Genomic DNA, 23380 nt, shown 5'->3' on the forward strand with positions numbered 1-23380 from the left:
TCTTGGTTTAATTCCATTAAAAAGATGCCCTGGCACCCAGGTTGAAAAAACGGGTTTGTGGTGCAGTACCAATATTGGTTTCCATTAATTTCCGCTCATTTGAAATCACGAGCAGGTTATCTCCCTGAACATATAAACTAAGTCCGTGTACGAAAGAATCTTTCAAAAATTTATGATCAAAATCATAGCTTAACTGAACCCTGTTGAGATCAAAACGGTTAGTTTTATATAACCAAAAAGTGGAATTACGAAAATTATTGTTGCTGTTTGTAGTCAGACGGGGATAGGTTGCGCTCATCTTTGTAGCCTCTGTCCAACGGTCTAACACCGCCTCGGAATATTTACCAGTTCCGCTAACCCAATAATAGGAACTATTTTTAAACCCAACCGCACCGCGACTTCCTGAACCCAATGCAAAAAATGTAAAGTTTTTGTATTTCAAGGTCAGGTTGAGGCCATAGGTAAACGGGGATGCAGCCCAGCCTGTATGGCCTAAGTCCTGCTGGTCACGGCCATCAATAAGTCCATCGCCGTTTAAATCCTTATACTTGAGGTCTCCTGGTTTTACCACACCAAAAGTTTGTTTGGCATGCGCATCAATATCTGCCTGGTTTTGAAAGAAGCCTTCGCTCACATAACCATAATAGGCATCAAGTGCCCTACCCGCTCTGGCCAGATAGGCCTGGTCTGCAATTTCATCACGTTTAACCGCTTTACTATCGTAAAACATTCCGGAAATGCCAAGGGAATACTGCAATTCTCCGATATGCTTGTTCAGGTTAAGCGAGAAATCAAGGCCGCTGCGTTTATCTTTATTGAAATTAAGCCATGGGCGGAAATCGCCTGAGCCGGAAAAATAAGAAGGATAAATGGTTACGCCACGTGCTAAAAGTCCATTTGTATTTTGTGAAAAATAATTCAGATCAAGGGTAAGGAGGTTTTTAAAGAAGGAAGCATCTAGCCCTACCCGTAACTCATTACGTTTAATGAAGGTAAGATCAGGGTTTTCAGACTGGCCTGAAAGTGTAGTCCTCCCTCCTGCAACTCCATCACGCCATTGATAATAACCTCCAAGGGCAGCTGTGTTACTGTAATAGCCCTGATATAAATAATAATCAACCGGTTCATTAACATTGTTAGCCCTGTAACCGGTCACGTCAATATCCTGGTTAATAGACGAATATGAAGCATTGAATTTCAGATCGTCAACAAAAGAGATGTTATCCTTAAAAAAACTTTCATTACTGATTCTCCAACCAAGAGAAACTGAAGGTGAGAGCGCATTTCGTTTTCCGGGCGGAAGCTTAGCCGAATGAACTAAAGCGCTGGTAAAATCTACGTAATACTTTCTTTTAAAATTATAACCGGCCTGAAACCCAAGATTCGTATTTAATACAGGCTGATAATCACTACCACCCTGATTATCAATATCACTCGAAAATTGTGTCTTATACCACCAGCCCAAAACTGTGGCTGTTACCGAATGATCATTACCGAAAACCCTGGCGTAATCAAACTGGGAACGGAGTGACATCGTTTGGGTATAAGTCGACCTGCCAACATATTCGTTCGTAGAATTTTTATCCTCGCCAAATTTTTCAAGTGCTGTGATCACGTCCTGGCCATTTACAGTAGACCATGTTGGACGGTAGGTTGCATAAGGCAGGTTGTAAGCTTCAGAATATAAAGAAGCGTAATCCATACTGGTTGCTGTGGTAAACGAAAGACCTTTCACTAAAGAGGCCAAATCTGCTTTAACACCCAGGTTGTAAAGAAATGTACTGGTTTTTGTCCTGACATATCCTGCGGCCAGCATATCTGAAAACACATTGGTCGGATTTGTACTTTGACCACCCAACAGGAACTTTCCGTCAATCACATGGTTACTGTTTTTCACGAAGGTCTGCAGGGCGGGATTACTTGGATCAAGCCTGTCTATGGGGATCAATGGGGAAAACCTGTTAAAAGTCGGGGCTATTGTAGAACTCGCGCCCCAAAAATCTCCTCTGCCAGCATAGTTGTTGGAGGATATGGCTACGGCATCAGCTGAGGCGGTTAACCATTTTGTAATGTTCATGTCTACATTACCCCTGATATTGAAACCAAAGTCACTATTTTTTTTCTGCTCACCATACTTGATAAGGCTATTATTATAGCTCAGACCAATATTTGTATAGTATCTTGCAAACTCATTTCCTCCTGAAACCTCTGTTGTAAGATCGGATTTAGAATATGCATTTTTAAGGTAATCATTGCTAAAGAAATCCACATCAGGGTATCTGTAGGGATTTGTTCCCGCCCTTGTATTATTAATTTGTTCCTGGCTAAATCCGGCTCCTGAAGTCGCTATTCCATCATTGGTGAGCGCTTCGTTGTAAAGGGTCATGTAATCTGCCCCGTTCAGGTATTTTGGATAAGCCTTAGGTACAAAGATTCCGGTATTTGCCCGTACGTTAATACTCAAAGGTTTTATACTTCCTCTATTGGTCGTAATTAATACAGCACCTTTAGCGGCCGTACTTCCGTAAAGCATTACAGCATTGGCACCTTTTAATATTGTTATCGACTGCACTTCTACAAGTTTTACATCTGCTGCATTTCTGGGAACGCCATCAATTAGAATCAGCGGTGCCTGCCCCCAGATATTTCCGTTATAGCCACCCACAAAACTCTGTAAATTATCCAGACTTCTGGTGCTATAGCTTTTTTTCAAAAGCGCTGAAATGTTGACTGTTGATACGCCGCCCAGTAAGTCCTCGCGGGCGACCGTTCTGAATGCTACTTTTACCAGGCTATCGTTAGGAAGTTGCGCGGAAACGTTACGAAACGGCACTTTAACGATGCTATCCTTTTGTTCCTGTGCAGATGTCCCGGTGATCCTTAAAAGGAAAGCAACTAGACAAAAGCAACAGGTCACTATATATTTTCTGTTCATTTCTGTTGAATTATTTTTTACCACCCTGGATTTTGCTTGAATTCTTTATACATATACACATCTTCTATACGGAAAGGTAACCAGTAGTGACGTTGACCGAATTGTCTTTCAAAAAGTATGGTTTCCCTGAAATTTCTTACCCTGGCGTTTTTAGGATCTGCATAAACCTGAGCGTTGGTCAGGGCACGGTCAAACTCAACCGCTTTTTTCTGGGTGTACGGACGCTCGGTTAACAATAACCACCTTCTCAAATCATTGAAACGGTGTCCTTCAAATGCCAGCTCAACAGCACGTTCGCGTCGGAGCTCACTCAGGAAAAGTGTGTTGGAGGATAAAAATTTTGCCGCCACATTAGATACCCCGGCACGGTTACGCACTTTGTTAACCGCATCTACAGCCGAAAGTCCGTATCCGTTGGCTTTACTTTCAGGAGAACCATATCCGGTAGCAGCAGCTTCTGCATAAAGAAGGTAAACATCCGCAAGCCTCATCAGACTCAGTACGAAAGTATTATTTTCCCTGTAACCATCATATTCGTTCATTAGTTTAGACACCAATTTGGAGTTCAGATAGCCCGTCCAAACTTTTTTGTTTCCATCTGCAGTCCTGAAAAGTCCATTGGTAAAAAGACTTGCATACTGGCGGTATTCATTATTACCAACGCTTTGAGCACTTAGTACACATTTTTCGCCATCTATCATGATGTCATTGTAGAATCGGGGATCCCGGTTTCTCCAGGGATATTCCGGATCATATCCGCTTTCTGAATCCTTCTGTTCAGGATCGGTGATCGGCAAGCCATTGGCCATGCCGTAATAATCTACGTAATTAGCCGTTGGATATACTTTAATACCGGTCTGATGGATGACCAAAGGACGATAATCGTTTACCTGGTTCCATCTCCACCTTCCTGCTGATCCAGCAAGATTTTCAAGAAATATCGCTTCTTTTAGCCCTGGTATTTTACCATTTTGATTAAAAGTATAGAATAAATCACGATACTGTGAAAAAGGAGCAAGTTCATAGCGCCCCGTTGATTCGGTAATTTGAAGTGCTGAAGCCAAGGCATCTGCCGCCTTCTTACAGTATTCCTGGTTATAAGTATTATTTCCGGTAGATTCCCTGTTCATCAGCGGGCTTCCTGCCCACAGGTAGTTTTTACCAAGAAATCCGAGTGCCATTATTTTATTGATACGGGTATTATTGTTTCCTGCCGTCTGCTTTCCCACTACGGTTTGGTCCCAGTCTACAGGTAACAATGCCGCGGCACGCTGCAAATCTGCAGCAACTTTATCCGCGGTAGCCTGATAGCTTAGGCGGGATAGCGGGATCAACTGGTCAGTTGGCAATACCTGGTCAGTATATGGCAGGCCGCCCCAGTATTCCATTAAAACAAAATGGAAATAGCCCCTGAAAAAATAAAGCTGCCCCGCAATCAGGTCTTTTTCTTCCTGAGTGGCATCAGTTAATTTATCCAGGTTGGCAAGCCCTACATTTGCTTTGCGGATGGCATACCAGGAAAGTCCCCATAATTTTCCTTTTGATCTGTTCGGATCAGTTCCTGTTCCGTTAGTGGGATCCCCGCCACTTCCCAGAAAATTATAAAAAGTATTATTCCAGGCCATATAGTTCCCCTGATCAATCTGGTAGGAAAGCAACCGTGTTTCTCCAATCTCCCAAAATTCGTCTTCACCTAAATTAAAGCTGTTGTGTGCTTCCGTTACACTCAGCAATGGAATACAGTTATATAGTTCTTCAGTAAAACCCTGAAAGTTTCTGAAGTTTTTGTAGGGATCAACTTCCTGGATGTCAGCAAGAGGAGATCTGTCCAGATATTTTTTGCATGAACTTACTGTAAAAATACCTGCTAGTATGATAAGTGGCAATATTTTATGCCTAAAGAGATTTTTCATCTTCGATTTGTTTATAAGGTAATATCAAGACCAAGGTTAAAACGTCTTACAGTTGGATACGCTCCACCCTGTGAGTTTCCGCTAAAGTTGGACTCGCGGTCATCGGGCATTTTTGTCCATAGTAAAAGATTATTACCATTTACATAAATCCTGCAACTTTTCAGTCCTATTTTCTTAATGTAATTTCCGGATAAAGTATAACCGAGTTCTGCATTTTTTAAACGTATGTAAGATGCATCATAATAGTAGCGGGTTCCACTCCCGCCAAAGCCATCCAGCACGCTCCAACGTGGCGGAGGTACTTCGCCGCCTCCGTCCTGCTGAAACCAATATGGTTTCTCCACAAAAACGACATTGCTTTTTCCCTGAAAGTTAGGAAACTCTATCTCCCTGGTTACATTATTCACACCATAGAACTGTACAAAAAGACTGAGTTTCTTCCATTCAAAACCAATACTCGCGTTGTAGGTATTCTGAGGATTAGAAGTGTATCCATATGGAGCCCTGTCTTTATCATCAATTATGCCATCTGCATTAAAATCGATTATATTATAGTCGCCGGGTAGTTTATTTTGGTTATTCGACAATCGCGTCGTGCTCCCATATATATCATCCCAGCTGGTAAGAAAACCTTCATTTAAAAAAGATCTGGTTTGACCAATTGGATAGCCAGCCTGCTTTTGATAGCTGGGAGTAAGCACCGGATCATCCCTGAAATCGGTCATGTTAGTTGCATGGGTCATAACAACATTTGCCCAGGCCCTGATGTCTTTGTTAAAAGCATGGTTTAGTTTCAGCTCAATTTCATACCCCTGAGAGCTTACCTGACCAATATTAAGTCTGGGTGCATTTGTACCAAAACCATAATAAGAAGGGATCGCCCTTGAACTTCCGCCAATCATGATCCCACTCCTCTTATCTTTGAAGATATCTACGCTACCTGAAATTGCACCGTTAAGGAAGCTATATTCGACCCCGAGGTTGCGTTTTTCAACAGTTTCCCAGGAAAGATTGGGATTTCCCATGGTACCAATCCGATAGATGGTATATGGGGTAGCAACTGCGGGTGATCCCATAGGTGTGTTTCCACCATATTGATAGGCATCACGAAATGGCCATCTTGGACCTCCTAGTGCATCATCTCCTATTCTACCCCAAGAAGCCCGTACCTTTAATAAATCAACAAATTTCAGGCTCTTCATAAATTTTTCATTACTGATTAGCCAGCCTCCCGAAATCGATGGGAAGAATGCAAAACGATAGTCAGGACCAAACTGTTCAGATCCATTGTAAGCACCGTTTACCTCCAGGAAATACCTGCTTTTGTAGTTATAAGTTGTTCTGAATACCCAATCCTCTCTAAAAGTCGGGAATGCGCCTCCACGAGCAGTTCTTTGCCGTTGCATAAGCCCCATAGCAGATACATCATGATCTCCAAACTTCCTTTCGTAATCAACCCGAAACTGATAATTGGTGTTGCGGTAGGTGGCATTTTTATCAACTTCTCCAGGCGCAATAGACCAGGCAATGGCTTCGGTAAAATCAAACTGGGTGCCAGTGTTACGTGGCTGTTCAAATCCTGTTATGCCAGTACTCGGATTAATATATTTCCTTTGGGCGGCGTTAAACTGATCATTTATCCCCCTAATCCTTTCCAGAAAACTATTGTCGATCGAAAGGCTACCTCTAAAACTAAGTCCCTTTGTAACCATATCCAGCTTCTGCTGCAAAATAAAATCGGTAGTGAGCTGGGTCGTGGTTCTTTTTTCTACACCAGAGTAGGCTAGCCAGAATGCGGCATTTGGCTGATCCTGAGCTGCACTCGGGAAAAAACCGTAGGTTCCATCTGAATAAATCGGCCGAAAGGAATCGGGAGCCGTTCTATATGCTGAAGACCAGAATGACTGATCGGCGTCTCCCATGCCGTATGGCACCTGACGAACACCATTCGAACCGAAAAGTTTAGTAGAGAATTTAGTTGTTTTGGTTAGGTTGAAATCCAGGTTACTCCTTACGTTTGTACGGTTATAACCAAAATGAGACTCGTAACCCCGCTGGTTAGGAAAGGTCTTAAACAAGTCACCTTCCCTGGTTAAGTCCAACCCTACAAAATAGTTTACGAACTTTGAACCGCCCGAAACATTAGCCGCTGTATTATAAGACATCGCCCTGTCCTTGAAAAGTTCGTCTTCCCAGTCTACATTTGGATAGCGGTCCCATTCACTTATGTTAGCTGGATTGCGATATTTATCAATAATAGATTTGGGCGTATAGCCAGACCATGCATTTTGATCCACAATAGATTCGCGCTCAATGATGCGGTTCTTTATCATTAAGGCATCATAAGAGTCATATTTTTCAGGGAGTCTTGAAGCTACTTTTGCGGTGACATTGGATCTGACCTGAACCTGTGCCCTGCCCTCCATTCCTTTTTTTGTGGTTACCAGAATCACTCCGTTTGCTCCTCTCACACCGTATACTGCGGTTGCCGAGGCATCCTTTAAAACAGAAACGCTTTCAACTGATGAAATATCAATTGCACTAATAGAACGTTCAATTCCATCAACTAAAATGAGTGGTGAACTGTTATTCCATGAACTTTGGCCACGAATTAAAATTTGAGGGTCTTCTCCTCCGGGCATACCGGATGAGGCTGTTGTTACTACCCCGGGAAGATTACCAGTTAAGGCCATACCTAAATTTGTCACCCCGCCTGTACGTTCAAGCACCTTGCCCGAGGTTTGTGAAATGGCACCTACAACACTCGCTTTTTTCTGTTGTCCATACCCAACAACAATTACCTCATCCAAAGCGGTCCGGTCATCAGCCATTGAAATTTCAATGTTACTCTGGTCATTTATACTCACTTCTTTGGTGGTCATTCCAACAAATGCCACCACCAGGGTAACCCTGCCCAAAGGTACCTGAACAGAAAATTTCCCCTCTGTAGAGGTAATTGCTTTAATATTGGTTCCTTTTACAGTAATGGTTGCGCCGATCATAGGTTGCTTTTGATCATCGTACACAGTTCCATTCAGCTGTCTTTTTTGTTGTGCACTGGCTGAAGTAACTACCAGAAAGAGGAATATTATTGAAAAGCAAGTTTTTAGCAGTGATTGTCGCTTTAAAAAAGCCTTGCAACAATGCTTACTACACAATTTCTTGTATTGTTCCATTATTTGAATTCATTTAAGAGCCTACGATTTCGAAAATTTACTCTTCCATTTTCAGCATACACGAAATGGATACTTTGTGGTATTTTTTTAGTCATAATTTGGTTTTATCTGGTTAGTTATATTTAAAAAGATGCTTATCTGCATATTTTGCAGTTATTGCCCGCTACATTGGTGCTTTCATAAAATTGATTCCTGTTTATAAAATTTTGGTATTCCCAATTTCCATTGGAGGTGCAGTTACTGCTGGTTACACATCCGAATAATACGTGCAATTCAGGCTTTATCTGACGATTAAGCCCTGTTACTTGCAATTAACTCAGGAAATTAACAGGGTTGATTGATATCAGTCAACATGGTTTCTGCCCATCGTGTAAACGTTTGAAGACCGGTCGGAATCAGATATAGGAAGTAGCAAAGAAAATCGATTTTTCGGCAGGAATGCTCTATATTTCTGCACGGGCCAACAGGGCCTTCCTCATAGAAGGTGATCAATTGATTAGTCATTGTTTAAGAGTTTATTTGGTTACAATTCAAACATAGCTCGAAAACGAGTCTGAGGGTTAGAATATTTGTTCATAAATCAGCTATAAATGTTCTAAACTGATAAATAGCTAACAAACAATCAGTTACATTAAATAAGAGCGAATAAATACATTAATTATCAAGAGATTTCATTTAGTAAAACGTTTTTACTGACCTACTACAATCGATTGCATAATAGTAAATGGCCTAACTATCTATACCAGTAGTATGGTCTGGCTTGCGGTACAGGTTTAAATATTCTGAAGGTTGCATGCCGAATTTTAACTTAAATGATTTGGCAAAATAGTTTGGTGTGGCAAAGCCTACCAGATAGGCAATTTGTGAAATGTTCAGGTCGCTCTTAACCAATAAAGCCGCAGCTTTATCGAGCTTTACCGAACGGATATACTCCACCGGTGAAAGGCCGGTTAATTCCAGCACCTTGTGGTAGAGCGAACCCCTGCTCATCCCTACATTTTTACTTAAATCTTCAACAGACAATTGTGAATTATTGATATTATCCTCAATGTACTTTAGAATATTCTTAAGTAATTTATTACCGTGCGATTCAACTAAAATCTCAGCGGTCTCCATCTTGATCTGCTTGGTATAAGTGTTTTTCAAGGTACGGTTAAGGAGCAAAAGGTTTTTGATTTTAATGTTGAGGATATCGATATTAAATGGCTTGGTAAGGTAATCATTCGCACCAATTTCAAGTCCCGTTAACTGTTCCTGCTCTGCGGTGAGCGCAGTTAAAAGAATAACCGGAATATGTTTTGTCCTTTTATCTTCTCTTATTTTTTTACACAATTCAATACCCGTCATATTTGGCATACTAATATCGCTAACAATAAGTTCGGGATGGTTTGCCAGTGTTTTTTGCCAACCCTCTTTACCATCGGCTGCTTCTACAATGCGGTAGTGGGCCTTTAAATTATCTCGCAGGTATTCTCTAAGGTCCTGATTATCTTCTACCAGAAGAATGGTATGGATTTCTGCATCCGTTTCGCCCAGGGTTTTATCTGAAATTTCTTCCTCAACCTGTAATGGGCTTTCCGGACTAGAAAAATCCAGATTAAGCTTTTCAATATGGTCTAGCAGCGGTAAAGGCAAGGCAATCATAAAACGTGTTCCTTTTCCAACTTCGCTTTGTAAATCGATCGTACCGCCCTGGATTTTGACAAATTCTTTGATAATGGAGAGCCCGATGCCGCTTCCCTGGTTAAGAATGGAAACTTCGGTATCGGCCTGGAAAAATCTTTCAAATACTTTATGCTGCTCTTCACCGCTAATGCCAATTCCGGTATCGCTCACGGTAATCAGAACAGCCTCTTCCTGCCCATCAAGCGGTGTCCTTTTCAAATCAACAGTGATGTTACCACCTGATGGTGTAAATTTAAAGGCATTAGAAAGCAGGTTGAATAAAATCCGTTCCAGCTTGTCATGGTCAAACTCCGTTGGATAACTATCAAACTGGGTTTGAAAGGAAAGATTTATAGATTTACGTTCGCTTAAATCGTTGAAAGATTCGATTACATCGGCAATAAAAGAAACCAGTTCACCTGGGGCATTATTGATCTTGAGTTCATTTTCTTCAATTTTACGGAAATCGAGGATCTGGTTCACCAGGTTGAGCAATCGGCGGGCATTTCGCTTAACTATTTTAAGAGAAGCGTTTTTAGCATCATCTCCCGGTTGTGAAAGGATTTTCTCGACTGGCCCCAGGATGAGTGAAAGCGGCGTGCGAAACTCATGACTGAGGTTGGTTAGAAATTTAATTTTTAGCGAATCCAGTTCATGTAAACGCTCGGCCTCTTTTCTATCCTGCAAAATCTGCTGTTCAATTTTAGTTTTTTCCTGAAGCAGCGCAAACTTTCTTTCCAGGTTTTTGATGCCCCGATGACGGATATAAAGCAAAGTACCGGCAATAGCCAGCAGGTAAAAGGCATAAGCATATATGGTTCTCCACCATGGTGGATGAACAATTATCTTGATAGAAGATTCAGTGGTATTCCAAACGCCATCATTGTTGCTTGCCCGTACATGGAAAATATATTCTCCGGGATCGAGATTGGTATAAGAAACAGTTTTAGTTGTACCTGCATCAATCCATTCTTTATTAAAACCTTCGAGTTTGTAACTATAGCGGTTTTGTTCTGGTGCGGTATAGTTTACACTCACAAAACTCAGTGAAAAATTTTGCTTATAATCCAGATCGATTTGTTTTGCAACAGAAATATGGTCGGTTATCGGTCCGTCTTCGCTCGCCTCGATCACATTATTGGAAATTTTTAGCTCCGTAAAAAGTACAGCGGGAACATTTTTATTTTTTCTAAATCCGGCCGGATTAAAGTAGTTCATCCCTTCTGCCCCACCAAAAAATATTTCACCGTCTTTGCATTTCAGGACTGCTCCCCTGATAAAGTTATTGTTCTGAACGCCATTATATATACCATAGTTGCTGAATTTTCGGGTTTTCGGATCAAAACGGCTAATCCCTTTATTGGTACTTAACCAAAGATTATGATTGTCGTCTTCTACAATGGCATCCACAACAGCACTTGCCAAACCATCGCGTTCGGCAAAATTGATGAACTTATTTGTCTTCTGATCCAGTAAATTCAAGCCCCCTCCTGCGGTGCCTATCCAGATCTGTCCTTTGGAATCTTCCAGAAAAGCCTGGGCAATATCGCCCTTTAGGCCCGAATTAAGCTCGTTATAATGTTTAATAATGGTCTTATCAGCACTAATCATGGCTACACCAGAACCATGAGAACCTACCCACATGTTGGCAAAACGGTCTTCTTTAATAAAACGGACATAATTATTGAGTGGAAGTTTACGGTCTATGGGCGACTGTACTTTGCTTATATACCTAAAAACGACTTTATGGCTAGCATCCATTACATTGATTCCGCCGCCATTGGTACCCAACCATATTAGACCGGTTTTATCTTGGGTAATGCAAAATACATCATCAGAATTAAGGCCAGCATCTGTATTGGTTTTCCGATAAGATGTTGCTTTGGTTAAAGTCGAATCGAGCACGATCAACCCATAGCCAAAGGTACCCAGATAGAGTTTCTTAGCTGAACTGACAGATAATGAAATAAGGGTTAAACGCGGTGTCAAACCTAGTTTATCCAGGTTTACTTTGTGGAACAAGGCCGTATTTCTGTTGAAGATACTCAGTCCGCCTCCTTCAGTAGCTACATATATTTCCGAGTTGTTTTTAGGTGCAAATGAGGTTACCACAGGTGAATTTAAACCGTAAACATCAAATACATTGCTTCTGATGAGGTTAAAGAGGTTAAGGTTACTATCAAATTTATTGATCCCCTCGCGGTATAAGCCTAACCAATATATGCCTTCCTTATCTATGTATACGTATTTTACGCTGGTTCCCCTTAGGCTGTAAGGGTTACGGGGATTTGGCCGGTATACCCTAACCTTTTTGGTGCGGAGATCAAAAACATTAAGGCCATCTTCGGTGCCAAGCCATAGTTGACCATTTGGCGCTACGGCTATACTTTGAACGGTATTATCGCTTAGTGTGTTAGGGTCTCCTGGAATGTGCTGATAATTCTCAAAACCCATACCATCCGATTTAAGCATACTCAAACCCGAGTTGGTGCCAATCCAGATATTACCGTTACCATCTTCCGCTAATGACTTTATCATAGTTCCTGCCAGTTGCACAGGTTTATCTGCTGCAGATCCAATCCGGATAAAAGAAGAATTTTTACGGTTAAAAAGAAATAATCCATCGTCTGTTCCCACCCACATCCTATGTTTGCTATCTTCCATCAGGATGTTAATCATTACTGGCGGAAGTTTACCAGACTGGGCGGCTGCGATTGGGAACTTCGCAACTTTTTTAGTGTCTGGATCAAAAACATCGAGCCCGGTAAAGGTTGCTACCCATATTTTACCCAAATAATCGCTGGTGATATACCTGATCAGGCTGTGACTAAAACCTGTTGGGCTATTTGAAGCACGGTAGTTGATGAAAGAATTTTTTCTTCTATCAAAAAGGGCTAATGAACCGCCACTGGTACCAAACCAAAGGTTCCCCTTCCGGTCTTCATGAATGGCTTTAACCTCATTTGCCTGAATACTTGTAGAATCGTTTGCCTGATATTTATAGGTGGTAAAGTTAGTGCCATCAAATTTATTTAAGCCGTCTTCCGTACCAAACCACATCAATCCATAGCGATCTTTAAAAATTACGGTGATATTGTTAGACGATAATCCGTTTTTAGAGGTTAAAGAGGTGAAACGCAATTCAGGCTGTTGCATTTTAGGCTGTGCAGCAATATTGCCAGCGCTAAGAAGCACATAAATAAATAAAATTACGGATAGATATGCAGACCCTTTGAGCATAATTTTGTGATTTTACCGTATTAATAAAATTTAAACTTCAAAGGAGTTGAAGGGCTACACAATGCGCTAAAATCTAAAGAAGACTCAAAATTATTTGGATACATGATCTATCTGGTTTAGTGGTGGTAAGATAAAAAAACTAATTTAGTTCATCGCATCATTACCGCCTGAACAATATATTTTCTTCATTTTCAGGTTAAAAAACTGATTATTCCCTAAAATCAACAACACCCCAATAGGCTTTTTTTCTTTGTAGGTTTTGATCAAAAAGCAATGGATAGTTTTTCCTTCCAGGTACCGGATATTGATCCAGCCATGTAGAGCGATCAGAAATATTCCAGAAAGTTACGCTGCTGATTTCTTTTTTAAAGGCCCTGAAAATAGAAAAAACCCGTGCATATTGGTCAATTTGCTTCTTTTCCAGCGCTGCAGTAAGGCTGTCCTGCTCACCGGGTTTCTTTACCCTTAAATTTTTCTCCCATTTATAGATAGACACATCCAATTCTGTAATCTGAATCTGCAGGCCAAGGGAAGCATATAATTTTAAAGATTCCTTTAATTCAGTTTCACTAGGCTCAAAAATAGACCAGTGCCCCTGCAGGCCTACCCCGTGAATAGGCACCTTATTATCGACCAGTTTTTTCAGCATTTTATAGATTTTTGCTCTTTTTGCAGGTCGTTCAGCATTATAGTCATTATAAAAAAGCAATGCATCAGGATCAGCCTCATGCGCATATTCGAATGCCTTGGCAATAAATTCCTCTCCGCAGATCTCTTTCCATAAAGAAGGCCTTAAATATTGGTCGTCTTCATCGCCAATCACTTCATTAACCACATCCCAGGCATAAACCTTTCCCTTGTATCTGCCCACAACCATTGTAATATGGTCTTTAAGCCGCTTAAGCAATAGGGCTTTATCTACCCGCCCTCCTGTACTGTTCTTAAAAATCCAGGCTGGCACCTGCTCATGCCAGCACAAAGTATGGCCCCTTATTTTAAGTCGGTTATCATGTGCAAAATTAACAAGTGCATCGGCTTCCGTCCAATTATAAACATCCTCGCGGGGATGAATGGGTTGCATTTTCATCGCGTTCTCCGGCGTTATGCTATTAAATTCCTTTAAAAGCAATGTGCCCTGCTCACCTTTAATTGTTTGGGTAGAAACCGCTACGCCAATGTTAAAGTAAGACTGATAATAATCTTTGAGGCCTAAATTACTTTTTTTAACTGTAGTATAACTGCCGCAACTGGAAAAAACTGTAAAAACAGCAATAATAAAGATGGCAATATGAAATTTAGTTGTACGCATTTATATTTGGTTAAATAGCAAAGTCGATTTCCGTTATTAACATTAGCCGAAAAATCCAGTAAATTTAGACCTAAGTAAATACACCAGCAGTCATATTTGTCAAAACAATAACAACAGATGTTCAAAAAAGCACCAAATAGCTAAAATTAGCGGAATTAATAACCCAATAAGCAGCCAGGCAAAATGTCATAAATTCATTACATGACATTTGTTTCCTAAAATTGACGATAAGAAGCTTGGTCGGCATAAAAAACGTACGATTTTGCAACTTTACCGCCATACCTAATCAAATATGAGAAAACCGAATATCATACCTTACCTGGCCGCCTTGCTCCTCATTACTGGAATAGTATTCAGCGCTTATAAAAGCAATGAAGTAAGTACAAAAGGTTTAAAAGACTATTACCGAAAATATTTTCCTATAGGTGTGGCTATTACGCCATGGGACCTTAGTGGTGATAAGCGGAATCTGATTCTCAACCAGTTTAACAGCATCACAGCTGAAAATGCAATGAAAATGGGGCCGATACACCCCATGGAAAATACCTACAATTGGAAAATGGCAGATTCTATAGCCGCTTTCGCCAGAACTAATGGTTTAAAGTTACGTGGCCATTGCCTGGTGTGGCACAAGCAAACGCCAAACTGGTTGTTTAAAGGCGAAAATGGGAATATGGTTTCGAAAGAAATTTTATTAAAAAGGCTCCAGGAGCATATCAATACAGTGGTAAACAGGTATAAAAAAGACATATACGCATGGGATGTAGTGAACGAGGTTATAGCAGATGATTCTGCCTATTTCCGAAAAACCCCGCTATACCAGATTGCAGGAGAGGATTTTGTTGAAATGGCATTCAGGTACGCCCACCAGGCAGATCCCAAAGCCCAACTGTTTTACAACGATTATAATACGGAACAGCCATTAAAGCGTGAGAAAATTTACAGAATGCTTAAAAGCCTGCTGGCTAAGGGTGTTCCAATCCATGGTATTGGCCTCCAGGGCCACTGGTCTATCAGTAATCCGAGCCGGTCTGAGCTGGAAAAATCTATTGCGCTATTTTCTTCTTTAGGACTTAAAATTCAGGTTACAGAGTTGGATGTATCGGTTTATAGCGGCAACCAGGGCGGAAGGTTAATCCAGGGCAATACGAGTAACAATACGGAACAATTTACGCCTGAAATGGAAGAAAAGCAGCTCCAACAATATAAAATGATTTTTGAAGTGCTACGGAAATATAAAGCCAACATTACAGGTGTAACTTTCTGGAATTTATCAGACAGGTACAGCTGGCTGAATAACCGTGGACAGAAAAATTATCCGCTGTTATTTGATCAAAACTTGATGCCCAAAAAAGCATTTTTTGAGGTGACAAAATTTTAATGAATACGTTTAATTTGCGGTGTTGGAACAAATAAAAAAATGATCTTTTTCTATCACACTGAGGAATAATTTATTGTATAAAAACAATATGAGTGACGGATAAATTTTAATTAGTGTAAAACAAACAGATTCAAAGAAATTCTTAGCAGTGCGCTTTTAGCGGCCCAATTATGAGAAAACACAACTACCTTAAAAAATTATTTCTTGCCATCCTTTTCTGCAATTTCTGCGGTTTGGTCAATGCCCAGGAGTATCCATTTCAAGACTACAAGCTTCCATTTGAAAAGCGGGTAGATGATTTGGTTGCAAGACTCAGCCTGGATGAAAAAGTGATGCAAATGCTTAACGCTGCACCGGCGATTCCGCGCTTTAAGATTCCGGCGTACGATTGGTGGAATGAAACCCTACATGGAGTGGCCAGAACACCTTTCAAAGTCACCGTTTTCCCTCAGGCCATTGCCATGGCTGCAACCTTTGATCCGGCTGCGCTTTATAAAATGGCCGACTATTCTGCTTTAGAAGGAAGGGCTATTTACAATAAGGCAGTAGCGCAGGGAAGAACAAACGAACGCTATCTGGGCTTAACCTACTGGACTCCAAACATTAATATTTTTCGGGATCCGCGCTGGGGAAGAGGTCAGGAAACCTACGGTGAAGATCCTTATCTTACTGGCACCCTGGGAGATGCTTTTGTAAGAGGTTTGCAAGGTGATGACCCTAAATACCTAAAGGCTGCCGCTTGTGCCAAACATTATGCGGTACACAGCGGTCCGGAACCACTTAGACATGTTTTTAATACTACGGTGAGCGCTTATGATCTCTGGGACACCTATTTGCCAGCGTTTGAAAAGCTGGTTACTCAATCTAAAGTTGCAGGTGTAATGTGCGCTTATAATGCTTTTCAGGGACAGCCTTGTTGTGCTAACGATCTTTTAATGACTGATATTCTGCGCCGGAAATGGAACTTTAAGGGCTATGTAACTTCTGATTGCTGGGCCATAGATGACTTTTATAAAAACCACAAAACACATCCAAATGCAGCATCGGCCGCAGCTGATGCTGTTTTTCATGGAACGGATCTGGATTGCGGCACAGAAGCCTATAAGGCCTTGATCACAGCAGTAAAAACAGGCATTATTAAAGAAAAAGACATTGATGTTTCGGTAAAAAGGTTATTTATGATCCGTTTCCGGTTGGGCATGTTCGACCCGCCTTCGATGGTTAAATATGCCAATACCCCTAGCACTGTGCTTGAAAATAGCGAACATAAAGCACATGCCCTTAAAATGGCCCGTGAATCGATGGTGTTGCTCCGTAATGAATCGCATACACTACCTTTAAAAAAGAATCTCAAAAAAATCGTTGTATTGGGTCCGAATGCAGACAATTCAATTTCGGTATTGGGTAATTACAATGGAATTCCTTCCAAAATCACTACAGTTTTAGCAGGTATCCGCGAAAAAGTAGGCAAGCAGACCGATGTAGTTTACCAGCAGGCCATTTCATTCACTAATGATACGCTGCTAAGTTACCTGGATTTAAACAGCGAATACAAAATAGACGGTGTTCAGGGCTTTAAGTCAGAATATTTTAACAATATTACCCTTGAGGGAAAACCAGTATTAACCCGGACAGAACCAAAACTTGAAAACAGCTGGCAGGAAGGTGAAAAAATTGCTGATAACTTAACAGCCAATCATTTTTCTGCCAGATACAGCACCACATTTAAACCATCCACTTCGGGATCAATCACTTTTGAATTGAATGCTGATGACGGGTATCGTTTTATGATTAATGGTAAAAATGTGATTGACGCCTGGTCGAGGAACAGATGGGGCGCTAAAACTTATAAATTAGAGACCGTAAAAGATTCGGTCTACAATCTGGTTGTGGAATACTGGCAAGGCGAAGGTAGTGCAAACATCCGCTTAAAGGCTGGTACCTTTGTAAAAACTGATTTCAATGCACTCACCAAAACCCATGCAGATGCTGATGCCTTCGTATTTGTAGGCGGAATTTCGCCACAATTGGAAGGAGAGGAAATGCGGGTAGATTATCCGGGATTTAGTGGTGGGGACAGAACTTCAATCATGTTACCTGCCGTTCAGACAGCCTTGATGAAATCGCTTAAAGAGAGTGGAAAACCAGTTGTTTTTGTGATGATGACCGGTAGTGCCATTGCCATACCCTGGGAAGCAGAAAACATTCCAGCTATTTTAAATGCATGGTACGGCGGGCAAGCTACAGGTGAAGCCGTAGCAGATATTCTTTTCGGAGACTATAGCCCATCCGGCCGATTACCGGTTACATTTTATGCAAGTGATCAGGATCTGGGCGATTTCAGTGATTATAGCATGAAAAACAGGACTTACCGGTATTTTAAAGGCAAACCCCTTTATGGATTTGGCTATGGACTTAGCTATTCTTCTTTTTTATATGAAAAGTTTGTTGCTCCTGCGGTGTTGAAAGCAGGAAAAGGAATGGAAATATCTGTTAAGGTGAGTAATAAAGGAAGTTTCAGGAGTGACGAGGTTGTTCAATTGTATCAACTCAACAACCAGAAATCTATCAAATCAGCGGCAAAGGCTCTGAAAGGCTTTAAGCGCATCAGTCTTGAACCTGGAGAAAGTAAACTGGTTAAATTCAGCTTAAAAGCTAACGACCTGTCTTATATTGACCAGAATGGTTCAAAACAATTTTACAAAAGCAGTATTACATTAGCTATCGGTGGCAGTCAACCAGATGAGCTCGCTCCAAAAAGCGGAAATATTATAAAGAAAGTTATCAAGGTAAACTAAGCTATAATTGGTAGCTAATTTAATCCCTATGATAAAATACCTTGAAGCATTGAATAAAGCATGATGATAAAAAGAAAAATGGCAAATATTAAAAGAATAATTATTGTTGCGTTGCTGATGCTAAGCCAGGCTACAATATCAAAAGCTGAAGATGGCCATGCCCTATGGCTACGAAACCATTCTGCTGTAAATGTTAATATTTCAAGCACAACCCGCTCTGCTTTTGTAGATCTTGCCACAGATGAACTCAAAAAAGGCTGGCTGGGCAAAGAGAATATGTCCATCAAACTCAACCTAAGCAAAAATCCGGCGATTAAAGGCGATGGATTTCAATTGGAAGAATCAGCAATCAATGCACGTACAGAACTGGGTTTACTATATGGTGCTTACGAATTGTTAAGGCGCCAATACCTCAACCTTCCACAGCGTAATTTTATTTCAAATCCTGCCTACTCCAGGAGAATCCTCAACCATTGGGATAACCTGGATGGTACCATTGAGAGAGGTTATGCCGGAAGTTCGATATTTTGGGGCAATGCGGCTAATGGATTAGATATTACGAATCAAGACCGTGAAAAATGGAAAGCTTATGCCAGGGCAAATGCATCTGTTGGCATTAATGGTGCTGTTTTAAACAATGTAAATGCCTCTGCAAAAATACTTACCCGGGCTTACCTGGAAAAAGTAAAGGCAATTGCAGAAAGTCTACGTCCTTATGGAATAAAAACCTATTTATCGGTTAATTTTTCATCTCCGGTTCTTATCGGCAAATTAAAAAAGGCAGATCCATTAGATCCTCAGGTTAAACAATGGTGGAAAGATAAAGCAGCTGAAATTTACAAACTTATCCCCGATTTCGGAGGATTTTTAGTTAAAGCAAACAGTGAGGGGCAACCCGGACCACAGGATTACGGAAGAACCCATGTTGATGGTGCGAATATGCTTGCCGATGCCCTCGCCCCTTTTGATGGAATCGTGATGTGGCGTGCATTTGTTTATAACCCATCTCCAGAAGACAGGACCAAACAAGCCTATAAAGAATTTTTACCGCTGGATGGAGCCTTTAAGAAAAATGTAATTTTACAGGTAAAAAACGGACCGCTTGATTTCCAACCCAGAGAACCCTTTAGCCCATTATTTGGCGCAATGTCGAAAACACCGGTGATGCCCGAATTCCAGATCACCCAAGAGTACCTGGGGGCCTCCAAGCAACTTGTTTTTCTCTCTACCTTATGGGAAGAGTGTTTAAATAGCGACACTTATAAAAATGGAAAAGGCAGTACTGTTGCTGCCTGCACCGATGGCTCATTAAGCAAAACAGATTTTACCGCTATTGCGGGCGTGGCCAACATAGGCAATGATGTAAACTGGACCGGACACACATTTGCCCAGGCAAACTGGTATGCCTTCGGACGCCTGGCCTGGAATAACAAACTCGAAAGTAAAACAATTGCTGAGGAATGGATAAAACAGACTTTTCTAGATGATAAAGAAAAGAAAACCGACGCCAACTTTGTTAAAACTACACAAGAAATCATGCTGGAGAGCAGAGAAGCCGCCGTTGATTATATGATGCCATTGGGTTTACATCATATTTTTGCAGAAGGCCATCATTATGGCCCGGCACCATGGTTCTCTAATGATAAAATTCGAGCAGACTGGACCTCTGTGTATTACCACAAGGCAGATACCGTTGGGATAGGTTTTGACAGAAGCCGTGGCGGAAGTGATGCGGTAGACCAATATCATGAGCCATTAAGTTCAACCTTTAATAACCTCTCCAGCTGCCCTGAAATGTATCTGCTCTGGTTTCACCATGTGCCGTGGTCTTACCGTTTAAAAAATGGAAAGGATTTATGGACGGAACTATGTATCCGTTATGACCATGGCGTTCAGAAGGTGCGATCTTTTCAAAAAGACTGGGACAAAATGAAGGGTTCAATAGACAGCGAACGTTTCGCAGAAGTGCAATCTAAGCTGCGAACACAAAGCAGAGATGCCCAAATCTGGAAAGATGCCTGTTTACTTTATTTCCAGCAGTTTAGCAGAAGGGAAATTCCATTTGAAATTGAGCGTCCCGTTCATGATCTTCAATCGCTGAAAGAATTAACTAAAAGCAAGGATTACAATTAGAGAATATAGCGCCTGTATCATAATAAAGAATGTAATCCTGAAGGATAATTTATGGTATAAATCAATATAAATGACAGTAATTAATCCACAAGTAAAAATTCTCTCGTGTTACCGTCATTTCCTTTGGTTAATCAAAGGAGATGACGCCCCTCGTATATCTGTCATCACCCCTCCAACGTATTTAAAAAATTCTAACCGCTATCATTAATACATTCAAAATAGAAAAGTCGTTATTGCGAGGAGGAACAACAGCCAGTCCCGACATTCGGGAAAGCAACCTTTTATACCGACGATTCTTACAATAAAGATTGCCCATCTCCAGAAAAAATCAGCTCAATTATTATCTTATTCTTTTTAATAATGAAATGGATATTCTGTTTAAGAATTATTATTTATTATTAATATCCTTAAGCAGGCGTATATAATAAATTGCACTCGATGTATTTCCCTGCGAAGTCTGAATCCGAAGCCTTATATTTTTCTTTCCTGAAAGCATTTCCCGGGGTATTGCATATTCTTCAGTTTTAAATTCAGAAGTATTCCATTTTTCTGAATTATCTACAGTCAGCAGTTTTTTATCGTCAATGTAAATATCAAAAACTTTCTTTCCCCATTCTGCGCCCCAATACTTAAGCGAAATTTTAAGATCAGTTTCCCCTGTTGTTTCAAGCAAATAGCTAAAATATCCGCCATTATTGGCTGAACGCCAGAACTGGTCAGAAAAAGTTCCGGTTTGGGAAGCGCTTTGGAGCAACTGGTGGTCCACCTCTGGCTGTTGTTCTCCTGGTGCCACAAAATCTACCGTTCTTTTTTCAAGTAAAAGTTTACCTTTTTCCAAAGTTTGAAGGGAATCCAAATAATTCTTGTACTGGTCCTCGTTCAGTGTCATCCAATACATCATATACCTGGAATCATGGATTTTATAAAAAGGCTCCAGGGAAAGCTGAGTAGGATTAATGATCTTGAGGTTGGCAAAGCTGAATTCCATTGGTCTGTCTTTTTCAGGTACTATGCTGGAGATTACCTGATCGGCCCCGCCCGCGATTAATATAGGTGCCTGATCAACGGGCAGTTTTTCGCCACTGGCAATATGTCCCCAGCGGCTCTGATCGGCTACAAGTCCTTTCAAATCCTGCGTTCCGGTTTTCGCAGCAAGCAATATCGGCCCACGGAGTATTGCGCTGTAAATCGGCAGGTTTGGCAATTGCTCCAGGCTGGTGTGCATATGCAGTTCGATTTCCACAATATCGCCTTTCTTCCAGCTTCTTTTTATTCCAACATAAGATGAGGCATCGGCATCGCTTTTTACTTCTTTATTATTGACGCGTATTTTTAGCTCCCCTGGTTTTACCCATGCAGGATATCTTACCATAAGTATAAAGTTTGCACTCCCCTTTTCAATCTCGATTCTGGTTTTTTCAGCATCAGGAAAAGAAGTCCTTTGTACTATTTTAATGCCCTTTTTCTGCCAATCGAGCTGCGAGGCGATAAACAAGTTCAAAAAAAGTGAATCTTTGCTGTTGGTATAAATTACCTGCCCCAGCTTACCATAATTTTCCATTCCACTCCCTACACAACACCACATGGCTTTGTTTGGCGCAGAATATACACGATAGTGCCTTGGCCGGGCCGGTGTAAAATAAACATAACCACCGTGAACAGGATGTTGGGCAGACAAAATGTGGTTAAACAAAGCTTTTTCATAAAAATCCATATATTTTCCAAACGGCTGATCGCGGAAAAGTCCTTCAGAAAGCTTTAACATATTGTAGGTATTGCAGCTTTCCGGCCCTTCTACATCATTGATAAAATCAGGCGCAGAAGCCGGGCTTGGAAAAAACTCTCTCCTACTGTTTCCTCCTAAAGCAAGCGTGCGGTTATGGGAAACGGTTTCCCAAAAAAAGAGACCAGCCTGCCTGTAATTATCTGCATGACTTAATTCGCCTATACGCTGAAAACCGATCGCTTTGGGCACCTGGGTATTTGCGTGTTTATTGTTCAGGTTATCTTCCCTGTGCGACATGGGATCAAGCAGTTGACGATGGGAAAAGCGCATGGCAGCCTTTAAATACTTTTCATTCCTGGTAATCTCGTAAGCATCTGCGAGAACCTCATTCATTCCACCTTGCTCGGTACCGAGCATCCTTTGCATTTGTTCATCCGATAGTTTGGCAGTTATATCCAGGCTCCAGTCACAAAAGTTTATAAATGTTTTTTTAGCATCTTCATTACCTGTATATAACCAGGCATCGCGCAGGCCTGCAAACATTTTATGAACGTTATACCAGGGAACCCAGGCTTTACCGAACGCTTTAAAATCACCTGTTTTAAAAGTTGACCAGATTTCAGCACTGTTAGGCACGCCGCCAACATATCCAATCGCCCAATCGGGATGATTTACGGCATTTGCAAGCTGACAAGCTTTGAGCGCTTTGATCATATAATCTAATCTTTTTTTACATTCCCCATCTCCTGTTGCAGCATAAGTTGTTGAAAGTGCAGAAAGATAATGGCCTCCTACATGGCCATCCAAACCATCCCAGTTTTCATAAGAGCTTTTTTTAGGTTTCAGACCAGCCTGCTTCAGGTAAGGCGCCAACAATCTGTCAACATCATATTCAAGCAGTGTTTTTAAATTCAGGTTCTGGGCATGTTTAAATGGGCCATCTAAAAGACGAACTGACTGAAGTGGGAATTCATTGGCATATAATCTATCCTGGCCATTTGCATTGGCAGTCCAGCTGATCATAAAACCCAAAAGATAAAAAATATGCTTTCTCGTTACGGCGCTCAGATTTGGTTTACGAATCATGTAGTGTGTTATAATCAT

General features: G+C 41.1%; 9 protein-coding genes. 3 read left to right on the forward strand and 6 right to left on the reverse strand.

Going from position 1 to position 23380, the window contains the following annotated elements:
* Positions 1–16: 16 nt before the first annotated feature.
* The 5 genes from OQX63_RS04475 to OQX63_RS04495 form a co-directional block, all read right to left on the reverse strand.
* On the reverse strand, positions 17–2935 hold the full coding sequence (locus OQX63_RS04475) for a SusC/RagA family TonB-linked outer membrane protein (RefSeq protein WP_265849683.1): 2919 nt from the start codon (positions 2933–2935) through the stop codon (positions 17–19).
* 17 nt (positions 2936–2952) lie between these two features.
* The gene (locus OQX63_RS04480) at positions 2953–4848 is read right to left on the reverse strand and encodes a RagB/SusD family nutrient uptake outer membrane protein (RefSeq protein WP_265849684.1); all 1896 of its coding nucleotides are present in this window, start codon (positions 4846–4848) and stop codon (positions 2953–2955) included.
* Positions 4849–4859: 11 nt separating this feature from the next.
* On the reverse strand, positions 4860–8006 hold the full coding sequence (locus tag OQX63_RS04485; RefSeq protein ID WP_416276526.1) for a SusC/RagA family TonB-linked outer membrane protein: 3147 nt from the start codon (positions 8004–8006) through the stop codon (positions 4860–4862).
* Between the two features lie 747 nt (positions 8007–8753).
* Positions 8754–12929, reverse strand: a complete 4176-nt coding sequence (locus tag OQX63_RS04490; protein ID WP_265849686.1) for a hybrid sensor histidine kinase/response regulator transcription factor — start codon at positions 12927–12929, stop codon at positions 8754–8756.
* A gap of 208 nt (positions 12930–13137) precedes the next feature.
* Complete coding sequence (locus OQX63_RS04495; RefSeq protein ID WP_265849687.1) at positions 13138–14238, reverse strand: endo-1,4-beta-xylanase; 1101 nt, start codon at positions 14236–14238, stop codon at positions 13138–13140.
* Between the two features lie 292 nt (positions 14239–14530).
* Between OQX63_RS04495 and OQX63_RS04500 the strand changes: the two genes are divergently transcribed.
* From OQX63_RS04500 to OQX63_RS04510, 3 genes are all read left to right on the forward strand, one after another.
* On the forward strand, positions 14531–15619 hold the full coding sequence (locus tag OQX63_RS04500) for an endo-1,4-beta-xylanase (protein ID WP_265849688.1): 1089 nt from the start codon (positions 14531–14533) through the stop codon (positions 15617–15619).
* Between the two features lie 170 nt (positions 15620–15789).
* Positions 15790–18417 (forward strand): glycoside hydrolase family 3 C-terminal domain-containing protein, encoded by a 2628-nt coding sequence (locus OQX63_RS04505; protein WP_265849689.1) that lies wholly within the window; start codon positions 15790–15792, stop codon positions 18415–18417.
* Between the two features lie 78 nt (positions 18418–18495).
* A complete protein-coding gene (locus tag OQX63_RS04510; RefSeq protein ID WP_265849690.1) occupies positions 18496–20550 on the forward strand; it encodes an alpha-glucuronidase in 2055 nt (684 codons plus the stop codon).
* A gap of 388 nt (positions 20551–20938) precedes the next feature.
* Here OQX63_RS04510 and OQX63_RS04515 read toward each other — a convergent pair whose 3' ends face one another.
* Positions 20939–23380 (reverse strand): beta-L-arabinofuranosidase domain-containing protein, encoded by a 2442-nt coding sequence (locus tag OQX63_RS04515; protein ID WP_265849691.1) that lies wholly within the window; start codon positions 23378–23380, stop codon positions 20939–20941.

Source organism: Pedobacter sp. PF22-3, from assembly GCF_026239555.1.
Classification (GTDB): Bacteria; Bacteroidota; Bacteroidia; order Sphingobacteriales; family Sphingobacteriaceae; genus Pedobacter.